Source organism: Amycolatopsis sulphurea (genome assembly GCF_002564045.1).
Classification (GTDB): Bacteria; Actinomycetota; Actinomycetes; order Mycobacteriales; family Pseudonocardiaceae; genus Amycolatopsis; species Amycolatopsis sulphurea.
Genome location: NZ_PDJK01000002.1, coordinates 4808605 through 4831344 on the forward strand (window position 1 = coordinate 4808605; position 22740 = coordinate 4831344).

The 22740-nt window shown below is 71.2% G+C and carries 23 protein-coding genes; 17 read left to right on the top strand and 6 right to left on the bottom strand.

Annotated features, from left to right (window positions below):
• Positions 1–17: 17 nt before the first annotated feature.
• The 8 genes from ATK36_RS28105 (at position 18) to ATK36_RS28140 (ending at position 7685) form a co-directional block, all read left to right on the top strand.
• Positions 18–986 carry a bifunctional riboflavin kinase/FAD synthetase gene (locus tag ATK36_RS28105; protein WP_098514211.1) on the top strand — a complete coding sequence of 323 codons (969 nt, stop codon included), beginning with the start codon at positions 18–20 and terminating at the stop codon, positions 984–986.
• Between the two features lie 126 nt (positions 987–1112).
• Positions 1113–1580 (top strand): helix-turn-helix domain-containing protein, encoded by a 468-nt coding sequence (locus ATK36_RS28110; RefSeq protein WP_098515238.1) that lies wholly within the window; start codon positions 1113–1115, stop codon positions 1578–1580.
• An 8-nt stretch (positions 1581–1588) separates the two neighbouring features.
• Positions 1589–2098, top strand: coding sequence for a 2'-5' RNA ligase family protein (locus ATK36_RS28115; RefSeq protein ID WP_098514212.1), 510 nt, complete (start codon positions 1589–1591; stop codon positions 2096–2098).
• 160 nt (positions 2099–2258) lie between these two features.
• Positions 2259–2528 (top strand): 30S ribosomal protein S15, encoded by a 270-nt coding sequence (gene rpsO, locus ATK36_RS28120; protein ID WP_098514213.1) that lies wholly within the window; start codon positions 2259–2261, stop codon positions 2526–2528.
• A gap of 234 nt (positions 2529–2762) precedes the next feature.
• Complete coding sequence (locus ATK36_RS28125) at positions 2763–5015, top strand: polyribonucleotide nucleotidyltransferase (RefSeq protein WP_098514214.1); 2253 nt, start codon at positions 2763–2765, stop codon at positions 5013–5015.
• Positions 5016–5110: 95 nt separating this feature from the next.
• On the top strand, positions 5111–6475 hold the full coding sequence (locus ATK36_RS28130; RefSeq protein WP_098514215.1) for a M16 family metallopeptidase: 1365 nt from the start codon (positions 5111–5113) through the stop codon (positions 6473–6475).
• A complete protein-coding gene (gene dapB / locus ATK36_RS28135) occupies positions 6472–7221 on the top strand; it encodes a 4-hydroxy-tetrahydrodipicolinate reductase (protein WP_098514216.1) in 750 nt (249 codons plus the stop codon). Before ATK36_RS28130 ends, dapB begins: the two co-directional genes overlap by 4 nt.
• Entirely contained in the window at positions 7218–7685 is a 468-nt protein-coding gene (locus tag ATK36_RS28140; RefSeq protein ID WP_170069935.1) for a hypothetical protein, read from the top strand. Before dapB ends, ATK36_RS28140 begins: the two co-directional genes overlap by 4 nt.
• 142 nt (positions 7686–7827) lie before the next feature.
• Here ATK36_RS28140 and ATK36_RS28145 read toward each other — a convergent pair whose 3' ends face one another.
• Positions 7828–8343, bottom strand: coding sequence for a YqaA family protein (locus ATK36_RS28145; RefSeq protein WP_098514217.1), 516 nt, complete (start codon positions 8341–8343; stop codon positions 7828–7830).
• Between the two features lie 438 nt (positions 8344–8781).
• Here ATK36_RS28145 and ATK36_RS28150 point away from each other — a divergent pair, with 438 nt between their 5' ends.
• Positions 8782–9258 (top strand): GtrA family protein, encoded by a 477-nt coding sequence (locus tag ATK36_RS28150; RefSeq protein WP_211291973.1) that lies wholly within the window; start codon positions 8782–8784, stop codon positions 9256–9258.
• On the opposite strand, the gene ATK36_RS28155 is transcribed toward ATK36_RS28150, so the two are convergent.
• Positions 9248–9799 (bottom strand): GNAT family N-acetyltransferase, encoded by a 552-nt coding sequence (locus ATK36_RS28155; protein ID WP_098514218.1) that lies wholly within the window; start codon positions 9797–9799, stop codon positions 9248–9250. The two genes, ATK36_RS28150 and ATK36_RS28155, sit on opposite strands and share 11 nt — an antisense overlap.
• Positions 9800–9850: 51 nt before the next feature.
• Between ATK36_RS28155 and ATK36_RS28160 the strand changes: the two genes are divergently transcribed.
• Positions 9851–11077 (top strand): winged helix-turn-helix domain-containing protein, encoded by a 1227-nt coding sequence (locus tag ATK36_RS28160; protein WP_098514219.1) that lies wholly within the window; start codon positions 9851–9853, stop codon positions 11075–11077.
• Positions 11078–11936: 859 nt separating this feature from the next.
• Here ATK36_RS28160 and ATK36_RS28165 read toward each other — a convergent pair.
• Both ATK36_RS28165 and ATK36_RS28170 read right to left on the bottom strand, forming a co-directional pair.
• Positions 11937–12815: a DUF4097 family beta strand repeat-containing protein gene (locus ATK36_RS28165; protein WP_098515241.1), complete on the bottom strand. Its 879-nt coding sequence runs from the start codon at positions 12813–12815 to the stop codon at positions 11937–11939.
• A gap of 437 nt (positions 12816–13252) precedes the next feature.
• Positions 13253–13774: a toxin-antitoxin system HicB family antitoxin gene (locus tag ATK36_RS28170; protein ID WP_098514220.1), complete on the bottom strand. Its 522-nt coding sequence runs from the start codon at positions 13772–13774 to the stop codon at positions 13253–13255.
• A 134-nt stretch (positions 13775–13908) separates the two neighbouring features.
• On the opposite strand from ATK36_RS28170, the gene thyX reads away from it, so the two are divergent.
• The 7 genes from thyX to ATK36_RS28205 all read left to right on the top strand — a co-directional run bounded on the left by thyX (position 13909) and on the right by ATK36_RS28205 (position 21618).
• Positions 13909–14661 (top strand): FAD-dependent thymidylate synthase, encoded by a 753-nt coding sequence (gene thyX / locus ATK36_RS28175; protein WP_098514221.1) that lies wholly within the window; start codon positions 13909–13911, stop codon positions 14659–14661.
• Complete coding sequence (locus ATK36_RS28180) at positions 14661–15056, top strand: ACT domain-containing protein (RefSeq protein ID WP_098514222.1); 396 nt, start codon at positions 14661–14663, stop codon at positions 15054–15056. Before thyX ends, ATK36_RS28180 begins: the two co-directional genes overlap by 1 nt.
• A gap of 96 nt (positions 15057–15152) precedes the next feature.
• Entirely contained in the window at positions 15153–16394 is a 1242-nt protein-coding gene (locus ATK36_RS28185) for an Nramp family divalent metal transporter (protein WP_170069936.1), read from the top strand.
• Between the two features lie 387 nt (positions 16395–16781).
• Positions 16782–18248, top strand: a complete 1467-nt coding sequence (locus ATK36_RS28190) for a serine/threonine-protein kinase (protein WP_098514223.1) — start codon at positions 16782–16784, stop codon at positions 18246–18248.
• Positions 18249–18351: 103 nt separating this feature from the next.
• Positions 18352–19365: a 4-hydroxy-tetrahydrodipicolinate synthase gene (dapA, locus tag ATK36_RS28195; RefSeq protein ID WP_098514224.1), complete on the top strand. Its 1014-nt coding sequence runs from the start codon at positions 18352–18354 to the stop codon at positions 19363–19365.
• Positions 19362–21059 (top strand): ribonuclease J, encoded by a 1698-nt coding sequence (locus tag ATK36_RS28200; RefSeq protein ID WP_170069937.1) that lies wholly within the window; start codon positions 19362–19364, stop codon positions 21057–21059. Before dapA ends, ATK36_RS28200 begins: the two co-directional genes overlap by 4 nt.
• Before the next feature lie 49 nt (positions 21060–21108).
• A complete protein-coding gene (locus ATK36_RS28205) occupies positions 21109–21618 on the top strand; it encodes an amidohydrolase family protein (RefSeq protein WP_098514225.1) in 510 nt (169 codons plus the stop codon).
• A gap of 158 nt (positions 21619–21776) precedes the next feature.
• Here the strand turns inward: ATK36_RS28205 and ATK36_RS34315 are convergent, their stop codons facing one another.
• Positions 21777–21908, bottom strand: a complete 132-nt coding sequence (locus ATK36_RS34315) for a hypothetical protein (RefSeq protein WP_281259097.1) — start codon at positions 21906–21908, stop codon at positions 21777–21779.
• A gap of 197 nt (positions 21909–22105) precedes the next feature.
• Positions 22106–22726: an NAD(P)H:quinone oxidoreductase gene (gene wrbA, locus ATK36_RS28210; RefSeq protein ID WP_098514226.1), complete on the bottom strand. Its 621-nt coding sequence runs from the start codon at positions 22724–22726 to the stop codon at positions 22106–22108.
• Positions 22727–22740: the final 14 nt, after the last annotated feature.

Here is a 22740-nt window from a genome sequence, read left to right on the forward strand (position 1 = left end):
AGGGAGAGTTGACGGCAGTGCAGCGGTGGCGTGGACTCGGGGACCTCCCGGGCGGCTGGGGACGGTGTGTGGTCACCATCGGCGTGTTCGACGGCGTACACCGCGGACACCAGGAACTGATCTCCCGTACGGTGGCCGCGGCCGCCGAACGCGGGGTGCCCAGCGTGGTGGTCACCTTCGACCCGCACCCGTCCGAGGTGCTGCGCCCCGGCAGTCATCCCGCGCAGCTGACTTCGTTGCGGCGCAAGGCGGAACTGGTCGAAGGGCTCGGCGTGGACGTGTTCTGCGTCCTGCCCTTCACCCTGGAGTTCTCCCGCCTGAGCCCGCACGAGTTCGTGCACGAAGCGCTGGTGGACCAGCTGCACGCGGCCGCGGTGCTGGTCGGCGACAACTTCACCTTCGGTGCCAAGGCGGCGGGCAACGTCGCACTGCTGCGCGAGCTGGGCCGCCGCTTCGGGTTCGTCGCGTACGGCGCGGAGCTGCAGGGCCGGTCGCTGGCCGAGCCGGGCGCGGAACCGCGAAGCGGTATCGACATCACCTTCTCCTCCACCTATGTACGCTCGTGCATCGACGCGGGCGACGTGGTCGCGGCGGCGGAGGCGCTCGGCCGCCCGCACCGGCTGGAGGGCATCGTGGTCCGCGGCGACCGGCGCGGCCACGAGCTGGGCTACCCGACGGCGAACCTGTCCACCCCGCGGTTCGCCGCGGTCCCCGCGGACGGCGTCTACACCGCGTGGTTCACCCGGCTTTCCGAACCGGAGCGGCGGCTGCGCGCGGCGGTGTCGGTGGGCACGAACCCGACCTTCTCCGGCCGTGAGCGCACTGTCGAGGCCTTCGTGCTGGATGTGGACGAGGACTTCTACGGGCAGCACGTGGCGCTGGACTTCGTCACCCGCCTTCGGGACCAGGAGCGTTTCACCACGTCCGCGGACCTGGTGGTACAGATCGACGACGACGTCGCACGCACCCGGGACGCGCTCGGCTGAGCGCGTGCCCCGGCCGGGGGCGGAAACGGACGTTCCGGCCCGCCGGAGCGGCCCGGATGGCAAGATGACCCGGGCGGCACGGGCCGCCGACGAGGGCCGGATACGGGGCGAGGGGGCATGGAACTGGTGGAGGATCAGAAGATCGTCCAGCGGAACATCACGCTGCAACGAGAGTGGTACGGCGAGCCGCTGGGTGATCGGGTACGCCGGCTGGTGGTGGCCTTCGACGTGTCCCAGGCCTTCCTGGCCGAGGTACTCGGGATCAGCGCGCCGATGCTGAGCCAGGTGATGAGCGGCCGCCGGGCGAAGATCGGCAATCCGGTGGTGCTCGCCCGGATGATCATGCTCGAACGCAAGATCCTGGTCCCCGCGGTCGCCGCGGGCGACCGCGACGCGATGCAGGCCGCGCTGGAGGACGTCCGCGACTCCCGGCCCACGGTCGGCCGCGACAACATCCCGCTGGGCTCCGACGAGCAGGCCGTGCTGACCACCCTGCGCGACGTCGCCGAGGACGAGGACCTCGTCGAGGCGGCGAAACGCCTGGACGAGGACTTCCCGGCGATCGCCGACCTGCTCCGCCGCGCCGGCCAGTAGCCCCGGCCATGCGGCTGTTCTCCGCGCTTCGCCCGCCTCCCGATGTGGCGGCCGCGGTGCGCGAGGCGCTCGGCGTCCCCGAACCGGAGGACGGCGTGCCCGGTGCGCTGCGCTGGACCGAGCAGGCGGGCTGGCACATCACCCTCGCCTTCTACGCCGAAGCCGACCCCGCCGACCCCGCCGAACGCGCCGAATTCCTGGCCGGAGCACTGCATGGGCGCCCGGCGATCGACGTCCGGCTACGCGGTTCCGGGACCTTCCCCGGCGTGCTGTGGCTGGCCGCCGAAGGCGAAGGGCTCGCCGGGCTCGCGCGCGCCGCCGGAGCGGGGAACCGGCCGTACCACGCCCACCTCACCCTGGCCCGGCATGCCCGGGAGCACCCAGGTCCGGCCGCGCGGTGGGCGGAGCGGCTGGCCGGGTTCGCCAGCCGGGACTGGACCGCGGCCGAGGTACTCCTGCTGGGCAGCGGAGGGACGCCGTATCGCACGGTGGGGCGGTTCGGCCTGCACCGTGTGTGAAGCGACGGTGCAGCCTGCACCGTGCGTGAAGACCGTTCTCACCCGGCTGGTAACCTCGGTGAACGGGTCCGGCTGCAGTCCGTGGCGGCCGAGACCGGCTACCCGGCCGCGTGGCGCGGTGCGGGCCCCACGGCACCTAGATGCACAAGGAGCACCACCAGTGGCGCTGTCCACCGAAGAGAAGAAGACGATCCTCGCCGAGTACGGCCTGCACGACTCGGACACCGGATCCCCCGAGGCCCAGGTGGCCCTGCTGACCAAGCGGATCACCGGCCTCACCGAACACCTCAAGACGCACAAGCACGACCACCACTCCCGGCGTGGGCTGCTGCTGCTGGTCGGCCGTCGCCGCCGGCTGCTCAACTACACCGAGAAGGTGGACGTGGCGCGGTATCGCGAGCTGATCAAGCGGCTCGGACTGCGCCGCTAGCACGGGCGAGGGGGAGTGACCGGAGCGGTCGCTCCCCCTCCGTGCAAGCACCACTCATTACAGCGCGGGCGCGCTGGAGGACCACCTTCGCCGGTCCTCGGTAGTGGTTCCCGGGTACGGACCCGGGGGCTTCGATCGAAGACCGGCCGACATCCTCGAGCGTCCTCGGGCGAACCGGGTCCCAGGGTGGGAGACTCGCGCTGCTACGAAGGAACCAAAGAGGAGATTGACCCTATGACCGACTCCACCGGAGTCACCGTGTTCGAAACCGAAGCCGTGCTCGACAACGGCCGGTTCGGCACCCGCACCGTACGGTTCGAGACCGGGCGGCTGGCCCGCCAGGCGGCCGGTTCCGTGGTCGCTTACCTGGACGAAGAGACGATGCTGCTGTCGGCGACCACGGCGTCGAAGCACCCGAAGGAGCACTTCGACTTCTTCCCGCTGACCGTGGACGTCGAAGAGCGGATGTACGCCGCCGGCCGCATCCCCGGCGCGTTCTTCCGCCGCGAGGGCCGCCCCTCCACCGACGCGATCCTCACCGCCCGGCTGATCGACCGGCCGCTGCGCCCGTCCTTCGCCGACGGCCTGCGCAACGAGATCCAGGTCGTCATCACCGTGCAGAGCCTCAACCCGGACGACCCGTACGACGTGCTGGCGATCAACGCCGCCTCCGCGTCCACGCAGATCGCCGGCCTGCCGTTCTCCGGTCCGGTCGGCGGCGTGCGCGTCGCGCTGATCGAGGACCAGTGGGTCGCGTTCCCGACCTGGCCGCAGCTGGAGAAGGCCACCTTCAACATGGTGGTCGCGGGCCGGATCGTCGGGGATGATGTCGCGATCATGATGGTCGAGGCCGAGGGCACCGAGCACACCCTCGACCTGATCGCCGCCGGCTCCAAGGCGCCGGACGAGGCCTCGGTCGCCGAGGGCCTGGAGGCCGCGAAGCCGTTCATCAAGGCCCTGTGCGAGGCGCAGCAGCGCCTCGCCGCCGACGCCGCGAAGCCGACCGGCGAGTTCCCGACCTACCCGGCCTACGAGCAGGACGTCTACGAGGCCGTCGCGGCGATCGCCACCGACGACCTGGCCAAGGCACTGCAGATCCCGGGCAAGCAGGACCGCGACGCCGCGACCGACGCGGTCAAGGCCGCCGTGATCGAGAAGGTCGGCCTGGGCGAGGGCGAGGCCTTCGAGGGCCGCGACAAGGAAATCGGCGGCGCGTTCAAGGCACTGACCAAGAAGATCATGCGCAAGCGCGTGCTCACCGAGAAGATCCGGATGGACGGCCGCGGGCTGACCGACATCCGGCAGCTCTCCGCCGAGGTCGCGGTGATCCCGCGGGCGCACGGCTCGGCGCTGTTCGAGCGCGGCGAGACCCAGATCCTGGGGGTCACCACGCTGAACATGCTTCGCCTCGAGCAGCAGATCGACTCGCTGTCGCCGGAGACGCACAAGCGCTACATGCACCACTACAACTTCCCGCCGTTCTCCACCGGTGAGACCGGCCGGGTCGGCTCGCCGAAGCGGCGCGAGATCGGCCACGGCATGCTCGCCGAGCGCGCGCTGCTGCCGGTGCTGCCGAAGCGGGACGAGTTCCCATACGCGATCCGTCAGGTCTCCGAGGCGCTGGGCTCCAACGGCTCCACCTCGATGGGCTCGGTCTGCGCGTCCACTATGTCGCTGTACAACGCCGGCGTGCCGCTCAAGGCGCCGGTCGCGGGCATCGCGATGGGCCTGGTGTCGGACGAGGTGGATGGTGAGACCCGCTACGTCGCGCTCACCGACATCCTGGGCGCCGAGGATGCGCTGGGCGACATGGACTTCAAGGTCGCGGGCACCAAGGACATCATCACCGCGCTGCAGCTGGACACGAAGCTCGACGGAATCCCCTCCGAGGTGCTCGCGGGTGCGCTGAAGCAGGCCAAGGACGCCCGCTACACCATCCTCGAGGTGATCGCCGAGGCGATCGACGCGCCGGACGAGATGAGCCCGTTCGCCCCGCGCGTGACCAGCGTGAAGATCCCGGTGGACAAGATCGGCGAGGTGATCGGCCCGAAGGGCAAGATGATCAACTCGATCACCGAGGAGACCGGCGCGGACATCTCGATCGAGGACGACGGCACGATCTACGTCGGTGCCGCGGACGGCCCGTCCGCGGAGGCCGCGATCGACAAGATCAACGCGATCGCCAACCCGCAGCTGCCGAAGGTCGGCGAGCGCTTCCTCGGCACCGTGGTGAAGACCGCGGCGTTCGGCGCGTTCGTCTCGCTGCTGCCGGGCAAGGACGGCCTGGTGCACATCTCCAAGCTGGGTGGCGGCAAGCGGATCGGCAAGGTCGAGGACGTGGTCAACGTGGGCGACAAGCTCCGCGTCGAGATCGGCGACATCGACAACCGCGGCAAGATCAGCCTGATCGTGGTCAAGGACGAGGACGCCGAGCAGGCCGGCGGGGACACCGCCGAGCAGTCCGGCGACAAGGCCGAGGCGAAGTAAGGCCCGGGGTTCTCGCCCGGCAATCCGGCAAAACCGCCCGAAGGCCCCCTCTCCGCCGGGAGGGGGCCTTCGGCGCACGTACCGAAAAGGTTCCCATGGCACGGCAGGTTTCCGGGCACGAACAGCCCGTCGGCAGCACCCGCACGCTGGAGTCCACATCGGACGGTGCGCTGGTCAGGCGGAGCGTGCTCCCGGGCGGGCTGCGGGTGATCACCGAGCACGTCCCGGCCTCGCGGTCGGCGACCGTCGGGCTGTGGGTCGGCGTCGGCTCGCGCGACGAGCCGCTCGCCGTCGCCGGTGCCGCGCACTACCTGGAACACTTGCTGTTCAAGGGAACCCGCACCCGCGACGCCACGCAGATCGCGGAGGAGATCGACGCGGTCGGCGGGGAGTTCAACGCGTTCACCGCCAAGGAACACACCTGTTACTACGCGCAGGTGCTCGACGCGGACCTGCCGCTGGCCGTCGACCTGGTCACCGACGTGGTGTTCGAAGCGCTGTGCACCGACCAGGACATGGCCACCGAACGCAGCGTGGTGCTCGAAGAGATCGCGATGCGCGACGACGACCCCGAGGATCTGCTGCACGAGACGTTCGTGAGCGCGATCCTCGGGGACCATCCGCTCGGCCGTCCGGTGCTGGGCACCGAGAAGTCCATCACCGAGATGGCCCCGGCGGCGCTGCGCGGCTTCTACCGCCGTCGCTACACGCTGCCGCGGATGGTGCTCGCGGTGGCCGGGAATGTGGCGCACGGCCAGGTGCTGCGCCTGGTCCGGCGGGCGCTGCGCGACCGCCTCGGCGGATCCGGCAGCCCCTTGGCGCCGCGGTCCGGCCGCGCCCGGCTTCGTACCGCGCCGAAGCTGGCGCTGCACCCGGACGACACCGAGCAGGCGCACGTGATGCTGGGCTTTCCCGCGCTGCCCCGGCACGACGAACGCCGGTTCACCCTGTCCGTGCTGAACGCGGCGCTGGGCGGGGGCATGAGTTCCCGGCTGTTCCAGGAAATCCGGGAACGGCGAGGGCTGGCCTACCAGGTGTACTCCTCGGTCGCGAGCTACGCCGACATCGGGCACCTGTCGGTGTACGCGGGCTGCCAGCCGGAGCGGCTGGGCCAGGTCGCGGGTGTGATCCGCGAGGTGCTCGACGGGGTGGCCACCGACGGCCTGACCGACGCCGAAGTGGCCCGTGCCAAGGGACAGCTGCGCGGCGGGATCGTGCTCGGGCTGGAGGACACCGCGGCCCGGATGTCCCGGATCGGCAAGAACGAACTGAACTACGCGAGCTACCTCGGCGTGGGCGACACCGTCGCGCGAATCGACGCGGTGACCACCGACGAGGTGTGTGCGCTGGCTCGCACTCTGCTGCGCCGTCCCGGTGGGGCGCCCGCCGCCGCGGTGGTGGGGCCGTACGCTCACGCCGATGACCTGCCCGACGATCTGCACGAGGTGATCGCGTCATGACCGAGTCCCCGATCCGCGTTGGCGTGCTGGGCGCGCGCGGGCGTATGGGCGCCACCGTGGTGCAAGCCGTGGAGGGCGCCGAAGACCTGCGGCTGGTGGCCGCGCTGGACGCCGGTGAGGACCTCGCCGGGCTGGGTGACGCTCAGGTCGTCGTCGACTTCACCCACCCGGACGCGGTGATGGGCAACCTCCGGCACCTGATCGGCCATGGCGTGCACGCCGTCGTCGGCACCACCGGGTTCACCGAGGAGCGGCTGGCCGAGCTGCGGGGCCTGCTCGCCGCGAAGCCGGAGCTGGGCGTGCTGATCGCGCCGAACTTCGCGCTCGGCGCGGTGCTGGCGATGCGCTTCGCCACGCAGGCCGCGCGGTTCTACGCCTCGGCCGAGGTCGTCGAGCTGCACCACAACCGCAAGGCCGACGCCCCGTCCGGCACCGCGGCGCACACCGCGCGGATGATCGGCGCGGCCCGCGCCGAGGCCGGGCTGGCCCCCGGACCCGACGCCACGACGTCCGAAGTGGACGGTGCGCGCGGAGCCGAGGTCGACGGCGTGCGGGTGCACTCGGTCCGGCTGCCCGGATTGGTGGCGCACGAGGAGATCATGTTCGGCGGTGAGGGGGAGACCCTGACCATCCGGCACGACAGCATCGACCGTTCGTCGTTCATGCCCGGCGTGCTGCTCGGCGTGCGCACGGTGGTCAGCCGCCCCGGCCTCACGGTCGGCCTGGAGAACGTGCTCGACCTGTGAAGGCCCGCAATATCGCGCTGCTGCTGACCGCGGCGTTGGTGGTCTACCTCGTCCTGCTGGCCGACCGGGCCGTGGCGCTGCTGCGTACCGGCACCGGGGCCGGTATCGCGCTCGGGATCGGCGTGTTCCTGCTGCCGTTGCTCGGCGTGTGGATCATCGTGGTGACCTGGCGCGCCGGCACCCAGATCCAGCGCCTGTCCCGGCGGCTGGACGCCGAGGGCGGCCTGCCCGACGTGTCCGGCCTGCCCCGCCGTCCGTCCGGCCGGGTCGACCGGGACGCCGCGGACGCGTGGTTCGAGCAGCGCCGCGCCGAGGTCGAAGCCGACCAGAACGACTGGCGCGGCTGGTACCGCCTGGCCTACGCCTACGACATCGCCGGCGACCGCCGCCGCGCACGGGCGATCATGCGCAAGGCCGTGGACCTCGAAGCGGCCGAACGCAAACAGGGGTCGGCCCCGAATTAGGGGTTGGGTCCCGTCCGCGCTGAAGGCTGTGAAGGGGCCCTTCACGGACTCAGAGGCTGTGAAGGGCCCCTTCACAGTCTTAGCCGTTGGCGCCCGTAGAAGGGCCATCGATGCTACGTAACGCCCTGACGTGGCATGGCACTCAGTGCGGCCAGCCGCCGAACGCCGCTGGTGCCGCCGCGAGCAGGCTGAACCGCAGCCAGCGTCCGGCCAGCCCGGCGGCGAGGAAGGTGCACAGCCGCATCCGGACCATGCCGGCGAGCACGCTGGTGGCCATGAACGGCGGCAGGCCCACCACCGAGCTGACCCCGTACGTGGTCGCCATCCAATGCGGATGCCGTTGGCAGCGTTCGCGCAAAGCTTCCACCTTCGTGCGGAGCACCTCGGTGCGCCGTTGCCAGCGGACCCGCCGCGGGGTGAGCGTGCGCTTCGCGTGCAGGCGGTCGTGCAGGACCTTCGGCAGCCGGATGCTGCCGCGCGCGGCCAGGTAGTACAGCAGTTTCCCCGCGATCTGGCCGATCGCGACCGCGCCGCCGAGCCACAGCCAGTGCGGGTTCTGCTGGCTGGCGCACAGCCCGATGACGAACAGTTCGGCGTTGACCAGGGGCACGATCGCGGAGCCGAAGGCGACGGCGAAGGTCACGAGCAGCCAGTCCATCGCGCCCCCTTCGAGTGATCGTGGAAACCACGCTAGCAGCCGTTACGAAAAGGTCACGGGGGTTGGCCCCCGTATCCGCCCGCAGGGTGTCGGCAAGGTCGGTGTGAGGGGCCCTTCGCCGACCGTGGAGGTCCGTGAAGGTCTGTGAAGGGGCCCTTCACGGACTCTGAGTCTGTGAAGGGCCCCTTCACAGACCCGAGACAGGTCCGGCGCACACCACGAGGTGGTCGCGCGTCTCGGGCTCCTCCGCTTCGCCTGCCGGGCGCAATAGATCGAGATGGCAGGTGTCGTCGATGATGACGCGGCAGCCACGGCTCTCTGCTGATCACGGGTCCTCGACCAACTTTGCCGGGCCCCTGGTATCCGCCCGGGGGTTACGACCCCGGATGATCATCTCCCGGACCGGTCCAGGACACCTTCCCCTGCAAGGATCGTCGCGTGACCGACGTGCGTTTCGCCGATCGCTTCGCCGGACTCTGCGCTGCGGTCGTCCGGATCCTGCCCTTCGGGCTTTCCCGGGTCGTCGCGCCGAGCTTCCTCGGCTTCGCGGTGATCAACGGTTGTACCTTCGGCGTCGACCTGCTACTGCTCACCCTGTTCCGCAGCGGCCTCGGGTTGCCGCTGTGGCTGGCCATCAGCCTGTCGTACGCGCTGGCGTTCGGGTTGAGCTTCGTGCTCAACCGCGCGCTGAACTTCCGTTCCCACGCCCCTGTCGGGCGCCAGGCTGTGCTCTACGCGGTGGCAGTCGTCATCAACTACGCGGCGTTCCTGCTGGGCGTGGGCACAGGGTTGTCCGCGCTGGGAGTGCAGTACCACCTGTCGCGCATCATCGCCGGGGCGTGCGAGGGCGTGTTCATGTATTCGGTGATGCGCTGGGTCGTGTTCGTGAAGCGCGAGGATCCGGTCAGCGCGTGAGTTCGAGTTCGAGTGTGCCGGTGAGGCGTACTTCGCGAAGCGTGCCACGGCCGGTGTCGAGAGTGCGTACGGTGCCGTCAGGCGCCCAGCCGGCCCGTCGGTAGAACCCGAGCGTCGCGTGGTCGGACTGTGCGACCCAGGTGATGCCGCGCGTCAGTCCGTCCGCGCGCAGGTTCTTCGCGGCGGTGGCCAGCAGCCGTCCCGCGTGGCCACGGCGGCCCCAGCGTGGTTCGACGACGAGCGAAGCGATCAGGGCGGTCGCGCGGGCGTCGTCGGGCAGGCTGCCGTCCGCCGTGGCTGCTTCGTCCTCCGGGGCCGGGCCTGCGACGCAGTAGCCGACCGTGAAGGAGCCCTCAGTGGCCAAGTACACCGCTGAGCCCGGGTAGTCGATCGTCTCCGCCCAGGTGCTTTCCAGGTCGAGGCCGTCGAGGGCTTCGGCGCCGAGCAGGTCGGTGTAGGCGGCCCGCCAGGCGATGCGCTGGATACGGGCGATCTCCGCGGCGTCGGACGGGCTCGCGGGACGGACTTCGGCGGCACTCACGCCGGGCAATGTACCGAAACTGTCGGGAGTGGCTGGCACGATGGCGGCACCATGCAGACGACCAGCCCGTCACTCAGCCTTTCCGCCGCGCGCCGCACCGCGCTGGCCGCACAGGGGTTCGCCGATCCGCGGCCGGCCTCCGCCCCGACCCGGCGGCACCTGACCAGGGTGTTGTCGCGAGTCCAGCTGCTGCAGCTCGACTCGGTCAACGTCGCGGTCCGCGCGCACTACATGCCGGTGTTCTCGCGGCTCGGTGCCTACGAGCCGGCCCTCGTCGACGACGCTGCCTGGGAGCATCGCGCCCGCCGTCCGCGGCTGCTCGTGGAGTCGTGGGCGCACGAGGCGAGCCTGCTGCCGGTCGAAGACTGGCCACTGCTGCGCTCGGGCGCGAAGCGGGACGGCTGGTGGCGGCACTACGCGAAGGTCGTGGAGGCCGCGCCGGAGCTGATCGAGGACATCCTGGCGGTGGTGAAGGAGCAGGGTCCGATCGGCGCCGGCGCGATCGAGAAGGCGCTGGAGAGCGAGTCGGCCGGGCGGGGGCCGGGTGCCTGGTGGGAGCGCTCGGTGGTCAAGAAGGTCTGCGAGTACCTGTTCGGCCTCGGTGAGTTGTCGACCGGCACGCGGCGGTCGTTCGAACGGCTGTACGACCTCACCGAACGGGTGGTGCCGCCGGAGATCCTGGCCCGGCGGATGAGCGTCGAGGAGGGTGCGCGAGGCTTGCTCGAACGGTCCGCGCGGGCGCTGGGCGTCGGCACCGAAACGGACCTGCGCGACTACTACCGCCTCGGTCCGGACGTGGCCCGCCGGGCGGTGGCCGAACTCGTCGAAGCGGGCACCCTGGAACCCGTCCGGGTCGAAGGCTGGCGCGCTCTCGCCTACCGGCACGTGGCCGCGCGCACTCCCCGCGCCGTGGCCGGGCGGGCGCTGCTGTGCCCGTTCGACCCGCTGATCTGGGAACGCAGCCGGACCGAGCGGCTGTTCGGTTTCCGGTACCGCATCGAGATCTACGTCCCCGAGCCGAAGCGAGAATACGGGTACTACGTGTTCCCGTTCCTGCTCGACGGCTCGCTCGCCGCCCGGGTGGACCTCAAATCCGACCGCGCCGCAGGGGTTCTGCGCGTCCCCGGCGCGTTCGGCGAACCGGGCGCCGACGTCCGCCGGGTGACCGCCGAGCTGGCCGGTGAGTTGCGGTCGATGGCGGAGTGGCTTGGTCTGGACGCCGTCGAGGTGGGGACGCGAGGTGATCTGGCGGAACCGTTGCGGCGTGCGGTTTCCTGATCTCGCGGGGGAGGTTTTTGGTGTGGGGCAACGGATCTGGTAGGTGTCGTGGGCGGCTGGACGGGGTGGGGGAGGGGGCGGGCCAGGTCACGCGGGTCGCCTCCTCGAGAAGGCGGCTGGTCGGTCGCGGGGCGCGGTGGGTGGTCGCGGAGACGGGGTAGGCGTGGGGGGACGGCCGGAGCTAGGAGCTGATGTGCGGGTTGGCTGGTGTGGCGAGGCGCGGGGCCGTCCCCCGGGGAGATGGGGTTCGGGTGGCGGTGGTCGCGCTGGGTACGGGCCTGTCGGTTGGGCTGGGGCCGCGTCGCCGCGCCACGCCGGGCATGCGGGTGGTGACCGGTCCAGCCGGCTCAACTCCCCGTCACCAGGACCGCTTCGCCACCAAGGCTGTGAAGGGCACCTTCACAGCCGTTGAGTCCAGGGTGTCGGCAAAGTCGGTGTGGAGGTCTGTGAAGGGGTCCTTCACGGACTCTGAGTCTGTGAAGGGCCCCTTCACAGACCCGAAACCGGTCCGGTGCACGCCACGAGGTGGTCGCACACACCTCAGCATCGCCCGCTGCCGGGTCCCCGACCAACTTTGCCGGAACCCTGGCCGCTGAATCCGTGAAGGGACCCTTCACAGCCTTTGGGCGGGTGAGGTGAGGCGGGTTGCCGTGGTGCGTTCGTTGTTCGGCCCGGCAGGAGCTGTCAAGTCCGATGTGGACGGTCGCCCGAGTCCGGCGGCGGGAGGGGGCCGATGCCGGGAAACGCGAAGCGGCGGGCCGCGACCGGATGTTCCGGTGCGGTCCGCCGCCTCCCCCTTGGAGACCGTCCGCGCGGCGCCGGCGGTGCCGGACGTGGTGCGGGCGGAGTCTGGGCCGGGTCAGCCCGCGGCGCGGGTGACCACGGCGTTGCCGGTGCCGGTGCGGGCGCGCACGTGCAGGGTGACCTCGCCTTCCGGCGGGGTGTCGGCCACCTCCAGCTCACTGGACACGCGACCCGCGGCGGAGGCCAGTTCGACCTCGGCGCGGACGCCCTCGCGGATGCCCACCCGGACCTCGCCGGAGCCGGTGATCAGTTCCAGCGAGCCGGACGCCCCGTCGGCCACGGACAGGTCGCCGCTGCCGGTGCGGGCCATCACCTCGCCGGAGACGGTGCCCAGCCAGACGTCGCCGGTGCCGGTCGCGACCGTGGCGGAACCGGTGACGGACGCCGCCTCCACCGAGCCACTGCCGGTGCGCAGCTGGAGCCCGGCCAGGGTCGGGCCCAGCTTCACCGCACCGGTGCCGGTGCGCACGATCGCCGCGCCGTCCGCGTGGGCCAGCGCCACTTCGCCGGAGCCGGTGAGGATGTCCGCCCGGCCCGTGATCCCGGTCACGGTGACGTCCGCCGACCCCGCGCGCACCTCGACGTGCGAGCCGGCCGGTGCGTGCACGGTCACCGCGATCGGCACGTTCCGCAGCTGCCACGCCTTGGCCGCGCGCACCACGAGCCGGTTGCCGGTCTTCTCGATCCGCGCCTGCCGCACCGCGTCCGCCGCGGAGGCCTGCCCCACCATGCCGAGCTGATCCCCGAACTGCTCGCCGACCCAGGACAACAGGCTGCTCACCCCGTTCACCCAGGACGGCTGGTCCCCGGTGTCGTGCTGCAACCGCACGGTGGCCCCGGTGTCCCGGTCGAGCACGACCTCCACTCGGCCGATCGTGACGCCCAGGTCCAGCTCCAGCGGCCCGTCCGCGTCGAAGTCCTGGAGCCGCACCAGCGGCCCCGGCTGCTCCCCCGAGCCCGCGACGGACTCGTCCGAGCCACCGGCGGTCGACGCGGATCCCGACGCCGTGCCGGGTTCTGCGGTGGCGGATTCGGCGTCCGAGCCGGTGGCGTCGGTGGTCGCCGCCGATTCCGCTGCGGTGTCGGCGTTTCCGGCGGATTCCACCCCAGAGTCGGCACTTCCTGCGGATTCGGCGGTCGTTCCGGTGTTTGCCCTGGTGCCGATCTTTTCGTCGGCCCCTGAGGCGCTGCCGGTCTGGCCCGTGGATCCCGAGCCCCCGCCGGATCCCGTCGTATCGCCGGTGGCCGATGCGGACCCCGTAGCCGAACCGGCTGTACCCGCCGATCCCGCGGCCTGCGCGGTCTCCGCCCCGTCCGCCGTGGTGTTCTTCCCTTGGTCTTCCCGATTCTCGCCCATGGTGATGCCCCCTTCTAGCCTTGGACCCAGCCGTGCAGCTTGGTCTCGGTGCGGCTGCCCTGGCGTCCGCGTTCGTGGCGCTGCTGGTAGTGCTGCGCCTGGCCGAGCGCCCCCTGCACGGCCTGCGCGACGAAGCTGTTCAGCGAAATCCCCTGCGCGGCCGCGGCCTGCTCGGCCTGGGACTTCATCTGCTCCACGAGCCGCAGCGTGATCCGCGAGATGTCCCCGCCGTCGATCAGCGGCGAAGCCGGCGGTGGTGGTGACGGCGGGGTGGGCCCGGACGGCGGCGGCTCCGCCTCGCCGGTCACCACCACCCGCACGTCGCGGCCGTCCAGCCGGACGTCCACCACCTGGCCGGGCAGCGCGGCGGTCACCTCGGCGGCGAGGTCGGCCAGCGCGTTCATCAGCACGAGCCGGGCCGAGGGTTCGAGTGCCGACGACAGCAGGGCGGCCGTGCGCCGGGTCTGCTCGTCCCCGGCGGAGGCCGTGTTCGCGAGGTCTTCGCGAAGATTCGCAAGGTACGGCGTCAAGTCCATGACACCACTATGGCGTCACCAATGACGTCATGTCAAGGCGCGGTGGTGTCACCCCTGCCCGGTGCCCGGCGACGGGTCCGGAGGCGGTTAGGCTGCCTGCGGAGTCGCCGAAGCAGGAAAGAGGGAGTGGTGTCGTGGCCGAGACCGTGTCGCCCAGGGTGCAGCTGATCGCGAAGACGGAGTTCTTCCCCCCGGAGGACGTCCCGTGGTCGACCGATGCGGACGGGGGCCAGGCGCTCGCCGAGTTCGCCGGCCGGGCCTGTTACCAGTCCTGGAAGAAGCCGAACCCGAAGACCGCGACCAACGCCGGCTATGTCGAGCACATCATCGACGTCGGCCACCTTTCCGTGCTGGAGCACGGATCGGTGACGTTCTATCTGACCGGTATCTCCCGGTCGCTGACCCACGAGCTGATCCGGCACCGGCACTTCTCCTACTCGCAGCTGTCCCAGCGGTACGTGCCCGAGCGCAACGCGGCGTTCGTCGAGCCGGACGTGATCGCGAACGACCCGGAACTGCACGAGAAGTTCCTCGCGGCCGCGCAGGCGAGCGTGGACGCCTACACCGAGCTGCTGGCCGGTCTGGAGGACAAGTTCGCCGACGCGCCGAGCGCCACGCTGCGCCGCAAGCAGGCCCGCCAGGCCGCGCGCGCCGTGCTGCCCAACGCCACCGAGACCCGCATCGTGGTGACCGGCAACTACCGGGCCTGGCGCCACTTCATCGCCATGCGCGCGACCGAGCACGCCGACGTCGAGATCCGCGCGCTGGCCGTGGAATGCTTGCGGGAGCTGCAGAAGGCGGCGGCCAACGTGTTCGCCGACTTCACCATCTCGACGCTGCCCGACGGCACCGAGGTGGCCTCCAGCCCGAAGGTGCTCGAAGGCTGATGAAGCGCCTGGCGATCGACGTCCGGCCCGGGGAGTACGCGGTGGTGCGCCTGCCATCGGACGCCCCGGTGCCGGCCGGGCTGCTGGAGCCCGGCCCGTTCCTGGCGTCGGTGACGCGGACCCCGGCCGAGCTGTCGATCGTTTGCCACGCCGGGGCGGCGCCCGAGGGCGCCGAGATCGAACGCGGCTGGCGGCTGCTCAGCGTGCGCGGGCCGATCAAGTTCACGCTCACCGGCGTGATCTCCGCGCTGTCGGCCGAGCTGGCCGCCGCCGGGGTCGCGTTGTTCTCCCTGTCCACGCACGACACCGCGCACGTCCTGGTGCCCGCCGCCGACCTGGACCGGGCGGTGCGGGTCTTCCGGGGCAGCGGGCACGAAGTGGGCCTTCCCGCCTGAATCTCCAGGGCACGTGGCGCAGCACACCCTTGCCCAGCAAAGTTCGGCACGCCTAAACTTTGAATTAGGACAGCCGACGACGGGCAAGGTGGCGAGATGGCAGTGGCAGAAGCGACCCGACCGCGCCGGCTTGACCGGCTGCGCGCGGGCAGTGGGCTGCTCGGCCCGGCATTCGTGGCTGCCATCGCGTACGTGGACCCGGGCAACGTCGCGGCCAACGTCAGCGCCGGCGCGGAGTACGGCTACCTGCTGGTTTGGGTGATCGTCGCCGCGAACTTGATGGCCGTGCTGGTGCAATACCTCTCCGCGAAGCTCGGCCTGGTCACCGGTCAGTCGCTGCCGGAGGCGCTGCGCGAACGGCTGCCCGGCCCGGCCCGGCTGGCCTACTGGGCGCAGGCCGAGGTGGTGGCGGTGGCCACCGACCTGGCCGAGGTGGTCGGCGGGGCGATCGCGCTGAACCTGCTCTTCGGGCTCCCGCTGCTGGCCGGCGGACTGATCACCGGGCTGGTCTCACTGGTGCTGCTGCTCGTGCAGGACCGCCGCGGCCAGCGCCCGTTCGAACGTATGGTGACCGGGCTGCTCGCGGTGATCGCGGTCGGATTCCTGGCCAGCCTGTTCGTGTCGCCGCCGTCGGCCGGCGGGATCGTGCACGGCCTCGTCCCGCGGTTCGCCGACAGCGGCAGCATCCTGATTGCCGCGGCGATGCTCGGCGCGACGGTGATGCCGCACGCGGTGTATCTGCATTCCGGTCTGGTGCGCGACCGGCACGGCGTGGTGCCCCCGGAGGGGCAGCGGCGGCTCCTGCGCGCCACCCGGTACGACGTCGGCTTCGCGATGCTGCTCGCCGGGGCGGTGAACCTCGGCATGCTGCTGGTGGCAGCGGCGAATCTGCAGGGTCGCGAAGGGGTCGACACGATCGCAGGTGCGCACAGCGCGGTCTCCTCGGCACTCGGGCCGGGGGTGGCGCTGCTGTTCGCGATCGGGCTGCTCGCCTCCGGGCTGGCGTCCACTTCGGTCGGTGCCTACGCGGGCTCGATGATCATGGAAGGCTTGCTGCGCAAGCGAATTCCGATCGTGCTGCGGCGGCTCGTCACGCTGATTCCCGCGGTGGTGGTGCTGGCTCTCGGTGCCGATCCGAGCATGGCGCTGGTGGTCTCGCAGGTGGTGCTGTCGTTCGGCATTCCGTTCGCGCTGGTGCCGCTGATCCGGCTTACCGCCGACCGCGCGCTGATGGGGGAGCAGGTCAACCGGCGCCTGACCACGGTGGTCGCCGGCGCGGTGGCCGCGGTGATCATCCTGCTCAACGTGGTGCTGATCTGGCTCACCTTCACCGGGTGAGCCCGCAGGGTCTCGGCAAAGTTGGTCGAGGACCCGTGATCAGCAGAGTGAGCCGTGGCTGCCGCGTCATCCATCGACGGCGCTTGCCTCTTCGTCGATTACGCCCGGCAGCGGGCGATGCGGAGGTGTTCGAGATGCGCGACCACCTCGTGGTGTGTGCCGGACCTGTCCCGAAGTCTGTGAAGGGCCCCTTCACCGACTGAAGGTCCGTGAAGGGCCCCTTCACGGCCCCTCACGGCCCTTCACGGACCTCCGCGGTCGGCGCAGGGCCCCTCACGCCGACTTTGCCGACATCCTGGGGTGAGCCCGTGCGGATCCGGTGGAACCCGGACCGCGGCCGGGTGGTCGGACTAGCATCTGCGCGAACCCGACCGAGGAGCCCCGCCCGTGACTGACGAACAGACCCGGCCCTCCGAGCCGGCCGCGGGCGCCCGCGTGGTCGCCGGCCGGTATCTGCTGCTGTCCGAACTCGGCCGGGGCGGGATGGGCGTGGTCTGGCGGGCCCAGGACCAGGTGATCGGCCGGCCGGTCGCGATCAAGGAGCTGCGGCTGTCCCCGGAGCCAGGCGGCGACGGGGCGGCGATCTCCGAACGCGTGCTGCGCGAGGTCCGGGCCGGCGGGCGGCTCAACGATCCGGCGGTGGTCACGGTGTTCGACGTGGTCAACGACGGCGGCGCCACCTGGATCGTGATGGAGCTGGTCGAGGCGCCCACGCTCGCGGACCTGGTGCGGCAGTACGGCCCGATGCCGGCCCAGCAGGTCGCCGTGATCGGGGAGCAGGTGCTGTCCGCGCTGCAAGCCGCGCACGCCGCCGGGATCGTGCACCGCGACGTGAAACCGGCCAACATCATGGTCGCCCATGACGGGCGCGTGAAGCTCACCGACTTCGGCATCGCGCATGCGATCGACGACCCGCGGCTCACCACCACCGGCACGCTCGTCGGCTCCCCGGCGTTCATGGCGCCGGAGCGCGTCGAAGGCCGCGAAGCGATGCCCGAATCGGACCTGTGGTCGCTCGGCGCAACGCTGTACTTCGCGGTGGAAGGCATCATCGCCTTCGAGCGCCCCACCACCGCAGCGACGCTGCACGCGGTCATGACCGAGACGCCCTATCCGACTCGCGCACAGGGGCCGCTCGCCGCAGTCGTGTCCGGGCTGCTCGTGGCACAGCCCGAAGCGCGGCTCACCGCTGCGCAGGTCCGCGCGCTGCTTGCCACCGCGGCCGGGCATGACCGGCGTACGCCGCCGCCAGGCACCGTCGCGATGCCACAGCCGCCAGCCCGGCAGACTCGGCGTGGGCGGTGGGTCGCCGCGGCCGTGGTGCTCCTCGTCGCAGGGCTGGTCGGTGGATTCTTTCTGGGTCTCCCGGTCTGGTCGCCGTCTGTGGACGCGCAGCGGCTCGACACCGTCACCTTCGGGCCGGACGGTGACGTGAAGCTGGCCATCTCCAGCAGCGATCACTGCTTCAACGCGACAATTCAGCCGGGCGTCGTACTCAGTACCGACAACAGCGTGAGCTGCGACAAGAACCACACGCTGGAGGTGTACGACGCCGCGAACGCGCTGCCGGTGGAGAGCTACAGCAGCGACGACGTGCCGCCGGCGCCGTACCCCGGGCGCGATCAGCTCGGGCAGCTCGCGGAGACGCGCTGCGGACTCACTTTCCACTCCGCCGTGGTGCCTGCGCAGCAGCGTGCAGACCTGCAGTACCGGGCGATCGTGCCGTCGCAGAAGGAGTGGGAGCTGATCCCCGAGAAGAGCAGCTCCAGCGGGCCGGTGCGGACGTTCTCCTGCGTGCTCACCCGGACCGGCAACGGGCAGATCCCGGCGCAGATCACCACCAAGGTCAAGTAGCCGCACGCGAGATGTTCCGCCGCCCGCGCGCGGCGGGCGGAAATTCTCCGTACCGGCCAGGTCCAGGCCAGGTTCGCAGGGCCGAAGGGGTACCGTCTTGGCCATGTCCACCCCACCTTCCGCCGCGCCCGGACGCCCGTTCGGCCGCGTGCTCACCGCGATGGCCACGCCCTTCGACCGCGACGGCGCGCTGGACGTCAAGCGGGCGCAGGAACTCGCCGAGCACCTCGTGGACCTGGGCAACGACGGCCTGGTCGTGAACGGCACCACGGGGGAGTCCCCGACCACCACCGACGCGGAGAAGGACACCTTGCTGCGCGCGGTCGTGGAGGCGGTCGGCGATCGGGCCACGGTGGTCGCCGGGGCCGGTACCAACGATACCGCGCACAGCATCGTGCAGGCGCGCGCCGCCGCCGCTGCCGGAGCGCACGGGCTGCTCGTCGTCACCCCGTACTACTCGCGGCCCAGCCAGGCCGGCGTGTACGCGCACTTCACCACCGTCGCGGACGCCACCGAGCTGCCGGTGATGCTGTACGACATCCCGCCGCGCTCGGTGGTGCCGATCGAGGTCGACACCCTGCTGCGGCTGGCCGAGCACCCGCGGATCGCCGCGGTCAAGGACGCCAAGGGCGACCTGATCGCCGGGTCCGAGGTGATCGCGAACAGCCAGCTCGCCTACTACTCCGGCGACGACGGCCTGAACCTGCCGTGGATCGCGGTCGGCGGGGCCGGCGTGGTCAGCGTGATCGGACACGTGGTGGCCGGCCGGATCGGCGCCATGATCGACGCCTACGAGAGCGGCGACACCTCCACCGCACGCACCAACCACCGCGGGATGCTGCCGGTGCTGCGGGCTTTCTCGCGGGTCGGCGGGGTCGCCTTCGCCAAGGCCGCGCTGCAGCTGCGCGGGTTCGGCATCGGCGACCCGCGGCTGCCGATCGTGCCCGCCACCGAGGAACAGCTGCAGCTGCTCGCGGCCGATCTCGCCCAGGGCGGCGTGCCGCTGGAGGACAGCGGGGCCTCGGACTGGCATGGTGCACGGGTGGCACAAGCGGATTCCCAGGCGGCCTACGTGGCCCCCACCTCACACACCAGCGTTGGGACCTTGCCCCGGTGAGCGAACTTCCCCCCGGACCCGGCCCGAGCCACCTCCCGCCCGCCCTGCCCGAAGGCGCCCTGCGCGTCGTCGCGCTCGGCGGGATCGGGGAGGTCGGGCGCAACATGACCGTCTTCGAATACGACGGGCGGATGCTGATCGTCGACTGCGGGGTGCTCTTCCCGGAGGACGACCAGCCCGGCGTGGACCTGATCCTGCCGGACTTCCGCGCGATCGAGGACCGCATCGACGAGGTCGAGGGCCTGGTGCTCACGCACGGGCACGAGGACCACATCGGCGCCGTCCCGTTCCTCCTGCGGCTCCGCCCGGACCTGCCGATCTACGGTTCGCGGTTCACCAACGCGCTGCTCGCGGCGAAGACCCGAGAACACCGGCAGCGGCCGAAGCTGATCGAGGTGCGCGAGGGCGAACGACGCCGGGTCGGCGCGTTCGACCTGGAGTTCTTCGCGGTCAACCACTCCATCCCGGACGCGCTGGCGGTGGCCATCCGCACCCCGGCCGGGGTGGTGCTGCACACCGGTGACATCAAGCTCGACCAGCTCCCGCTGGACGGCCGCCTGACCGACCTGGCCGGCTTCTCCCGGCTCGGCGACGAGGGTGTGGACCTGTTCTGCGTGGACTCGACCAACGCCGAGGTGCCCGGGTTCGTGACGCCGGAGCGGGACATCGGCCCGGTGCTCGACGACGTGATCCGCCGGGTCGGCCAGCGGGTGATCGTGGCCTGCTTCGCCAGCCACGTGCACCGCGTGCAGCAGGTGCTGGCCGCGGCGCAGCGGCACGGCCGCCGGGTCGCGTTCGTCGGCCGGTCGATGGTGCGCAACATGGGCATCGCGGCCGAGCTGGGCCTGCTGGACGTGCCCGAGGGCCTGCTCGTGGACATGGACCAGGCGAGCACGCTGCCGGAGAGCAAGGTGCTGTTCGTCTCCACCGGTTCCCAGGGCGAGCCGCTGTCCGCGCTGTCGCGGATGGCGCGTGGCGAGCACCGGCAGATCTCCATCCGGGCGGGCGACACCGTCGTGCTGGCCAGCTCGATGATCCCGGGCAACGAGACCGCGGTCTTCGGCGTGGTGAACGGGCTGACCCGGCTCGGCGCGAACGTGGTGCACCAGGGCAACGCGAAGGTGCACGTGTCCGGGCACGCGTCCGCGGGGGAGCTGCTCTACCTGTACAACGCGGTCCGGCCGAGCAACGTGATGCCGGTGCACGGCGAGTGGAAGCACTTGCGCGCCAACGGAGAGCTGGCGGTGCGGACCGGCGTGGCCCCGGAAAACGTGGTGATCGCCGAGGACGGCGTGGTCGTCGACCTGGTCGACGGCAAGGCTTCGCGCACCGGCCGGGTCGAGGTCGGGCACGTGTACGTGGACGGCCTGTCGGTGGGCGACGTCGGCGAGTCGACGCTGTCGGACCGGCTGGTGCTCGGCGAGGGCGGCTTCATCGCGATCACCATCGTGATCGATTCCAGCACCGGCCGCGCGATGAGCAGCCCGACCATCTCCGGCCGCGGGTTCTCCGACGACCCGAAGGCGCTCGACAGCGTCGTGCCGCTGGTGGAGATGGAGCTGGCGCGCACCGAATCGGAGGGCATCACCGACACGCACCGGATCGCGCAGGCGGTGCGCCGGGTGGTCGGGCGCTGGGTGGCCGACACCTATCGGCGCCGCCCGATGATCGTGCCCACGGTCATCCCGGTCTGAGGTCCTGTGCAGACCCGGTCCGACACGCTCGTGAGCAGGGGACGCGCGAATGTCTGACCGGGTCGCACCGGCCCTCCCGCAGCTGCCGCCCAGGAGCGAGCGGCCGGTCGCGATCGTGGGCGTCACCGTCATCCCGATGACGGGTCCGAAGAAGCTTGTCGACCACACCGTCGTGATCACCGACGGCCGGATCACTGCTCTTGGCCCACAGGAGCTCGTGGACACGCAAGGTGCCGAGGTGATCGACGCAACGGGACGCTCCCTCATGCCCGGGCTGATGGACTCCCACATGCACCTGAACGACGTCCACGACGCTGCGCTCTTCCTCGCGGCCGGCGTCACTCGCGTGCGGAACATGGGAGGCAGACCCGGACACCTCGCCTACGCCCGTCTCGTCGAGCAAGGTGGCTGGGCCGGTCCACGACTGCACAGCGCGAGCACGTTCATCGACGGGCTGACAGCGGCCGGAAAGCGACACACGCCGGGGGCAGTGGTCCTCACCGACCCCGCCGCAGAAGACGGCATCGAGAGCCTGTGCCCGATGCGCCGAACCCCTTGAACCCGCCCACGGTGCTCGCGGTCGAAGGAACCACCGTCATCGGTGGCATGGACTTGGTTACCGACTTGGGCGAGGCGCTGCCACGACAGCTCTCACTTCCACCGGAGCAATCCCCATGATCTCCCAGCCGTCGGACGAGGGTTCCCCGCCCGGGTGGGTCACCCGACGCCGCGCGGTCTGAGGTCGTCACGCCGCCCGGCCGCCAGCGCGAGGGCGAACACGATGCGGGCGGCCTGGCGGGCGAGTGCGCGCCGGGCACGGCGTTGTTCATTGCGGTTCGGCCTGGGCACGGCTGCCTCCTTCTCCCGTCGGTGTGTCAAGTGTGCCGCCCCGGCCGCGCTCGCACATCCCGCCGCGGTGGGTTTTGGCATCCCCCGAGAGGCTGAATCAGCCGTGTCCAGCGGGGCTTCGCGGTGGGCTGTGAAGGGGCCCTTCACGGACTCAGAGTCCGTGAAGGGCCCCTTCACGGACGTCGCCGGGACGGGTTTCACCGCTGCTGAGCGGAATCCGCCCCGGTGGCCAGTCGTGCGGTGATCGTCGCCAGCCGGTGACCCTGCCTGCGCAGCGCACCGAGCGCCAGCTCGTCCGGCGCGGCCGAGCCACGGGAGACGAACGATCCGCCGTACGGGTTGCCGGATTCCTTCAGGTGCGGGTCGCCGTAGCCGAGTGGCACCACGATCGCGCCCCAGTGGTAGAAGATGTTGTTGGTGGCCAGCACGGTCGACTCCAGCCCGCCGTGCGCGGTGGACGCGGTGGTGAACGAGGTCGCCACCTTGTCCGCGAGTTTCCCTTGCGCCCACAGGCCACCCGTACTGTCCAAAAAGGACTTCAGCTGGGCGGCCGGCCCGCCGAACCGGGTCGGGCTCCCGGCCGCGACGCCGTCGGCCCATGCGAGGTCTGCGAGCGTGGCGTACTCGTGGTGCGGGCCGGCGTCCACCCGGGCCTGCCACCGCGGATTGCTCGCCACCGCACCCGGCGGTGCGGTCTCCGGCACCGTCCGCACGCGCACCTCCGCCCCGGTTTCGGCGGCTCCCTCGGCCAGCGCGGCGGCGAGTGCGGCGGTGTTGCCGGTGGCGCTGTAGTAGACGACCAGGATGCGTGTGCTCACAAGGCGCGACTCTA

Bases quoted from the DNA above. Each gene is read 5' to 3' on its own strand.
- ATK36_RS28115 (WP_098514212.1), top strand. From the start codon at position 1,589: ATGCGGCTGTTCTCCGCGCTTCGCCCGCCTCCCGATGTGGCGGCCGCG.
- ATK36_RS28125 (WP_098514214.1), top strand. From the start codon at position 2,763: ATGACCGACTCCACCGGAGTCACCGTGTTCGAAACCGAAGCCGTGCTC.
- ATK36_RS28130 (WP_098514215.1), top strand. From the start codon at position 5,111: ATGGCACGGCAGGTTTCCGGGCACGAACAGCCCGTCGGCAGCACCCGC.
- dapB (WP_098514216.1), top strand. From the start codon at position 6,472: ATGACCGAGTCCCCGATCCGCGTTGGCGTGCTGGGCGCGCGCGGGCGT.
- ATK36_RS28145 (WP_098514217.1), bottom strand. From the start codon at position 8,343: ATGGACTGGCTGCTCGTGACCTTCGCCGTCGCCTTCGGCTCCGCGATC.
- ATK36_RS28160 (WP_098514219.1), top strand. From the start codon at position 9,851: ATGCAGACGACCAGCCCGTCACTCAGCCTTTCCGCCGCGCGCCGCACC.
- ATK36_RS28170 (WP_098514220.1), bottom strand. From the start codon at position 13,774: ATGGACTTGACGCCGTACCTTGCGAATCTTCGCGAAGACCTCGCGAAC.
- ATK36_RS28180 (WP_098514222.1), top strand. From the start codon at position 14,661: ATGAAGCGCCTGGCGATCGACGTCCGGCCCGGGGAGTACGCGGTGGTG.
- ATK36_RS28185 (WP_170069936.1), top strand. From the start codon at position 15,153: ATGGCAGTGGCAGAAGCGACCCGACCGCGCCGGCTTGACCGGCTGCGC.
- dapA (WP_098514224.1), top strand. From the start codon at position 18,352: ATGTCCACCCCACCTTCCGCCGCGCCCGGACGCCCGTTCGGCCGCGTG.
- ATK36_RS28205 (WP_098514225.1), top strand. From the start codon at position 21,109: ATGTCTGACCGGGTCGCACCGGCCCTCCCGCAGCTGCCGCCCAGGAGC.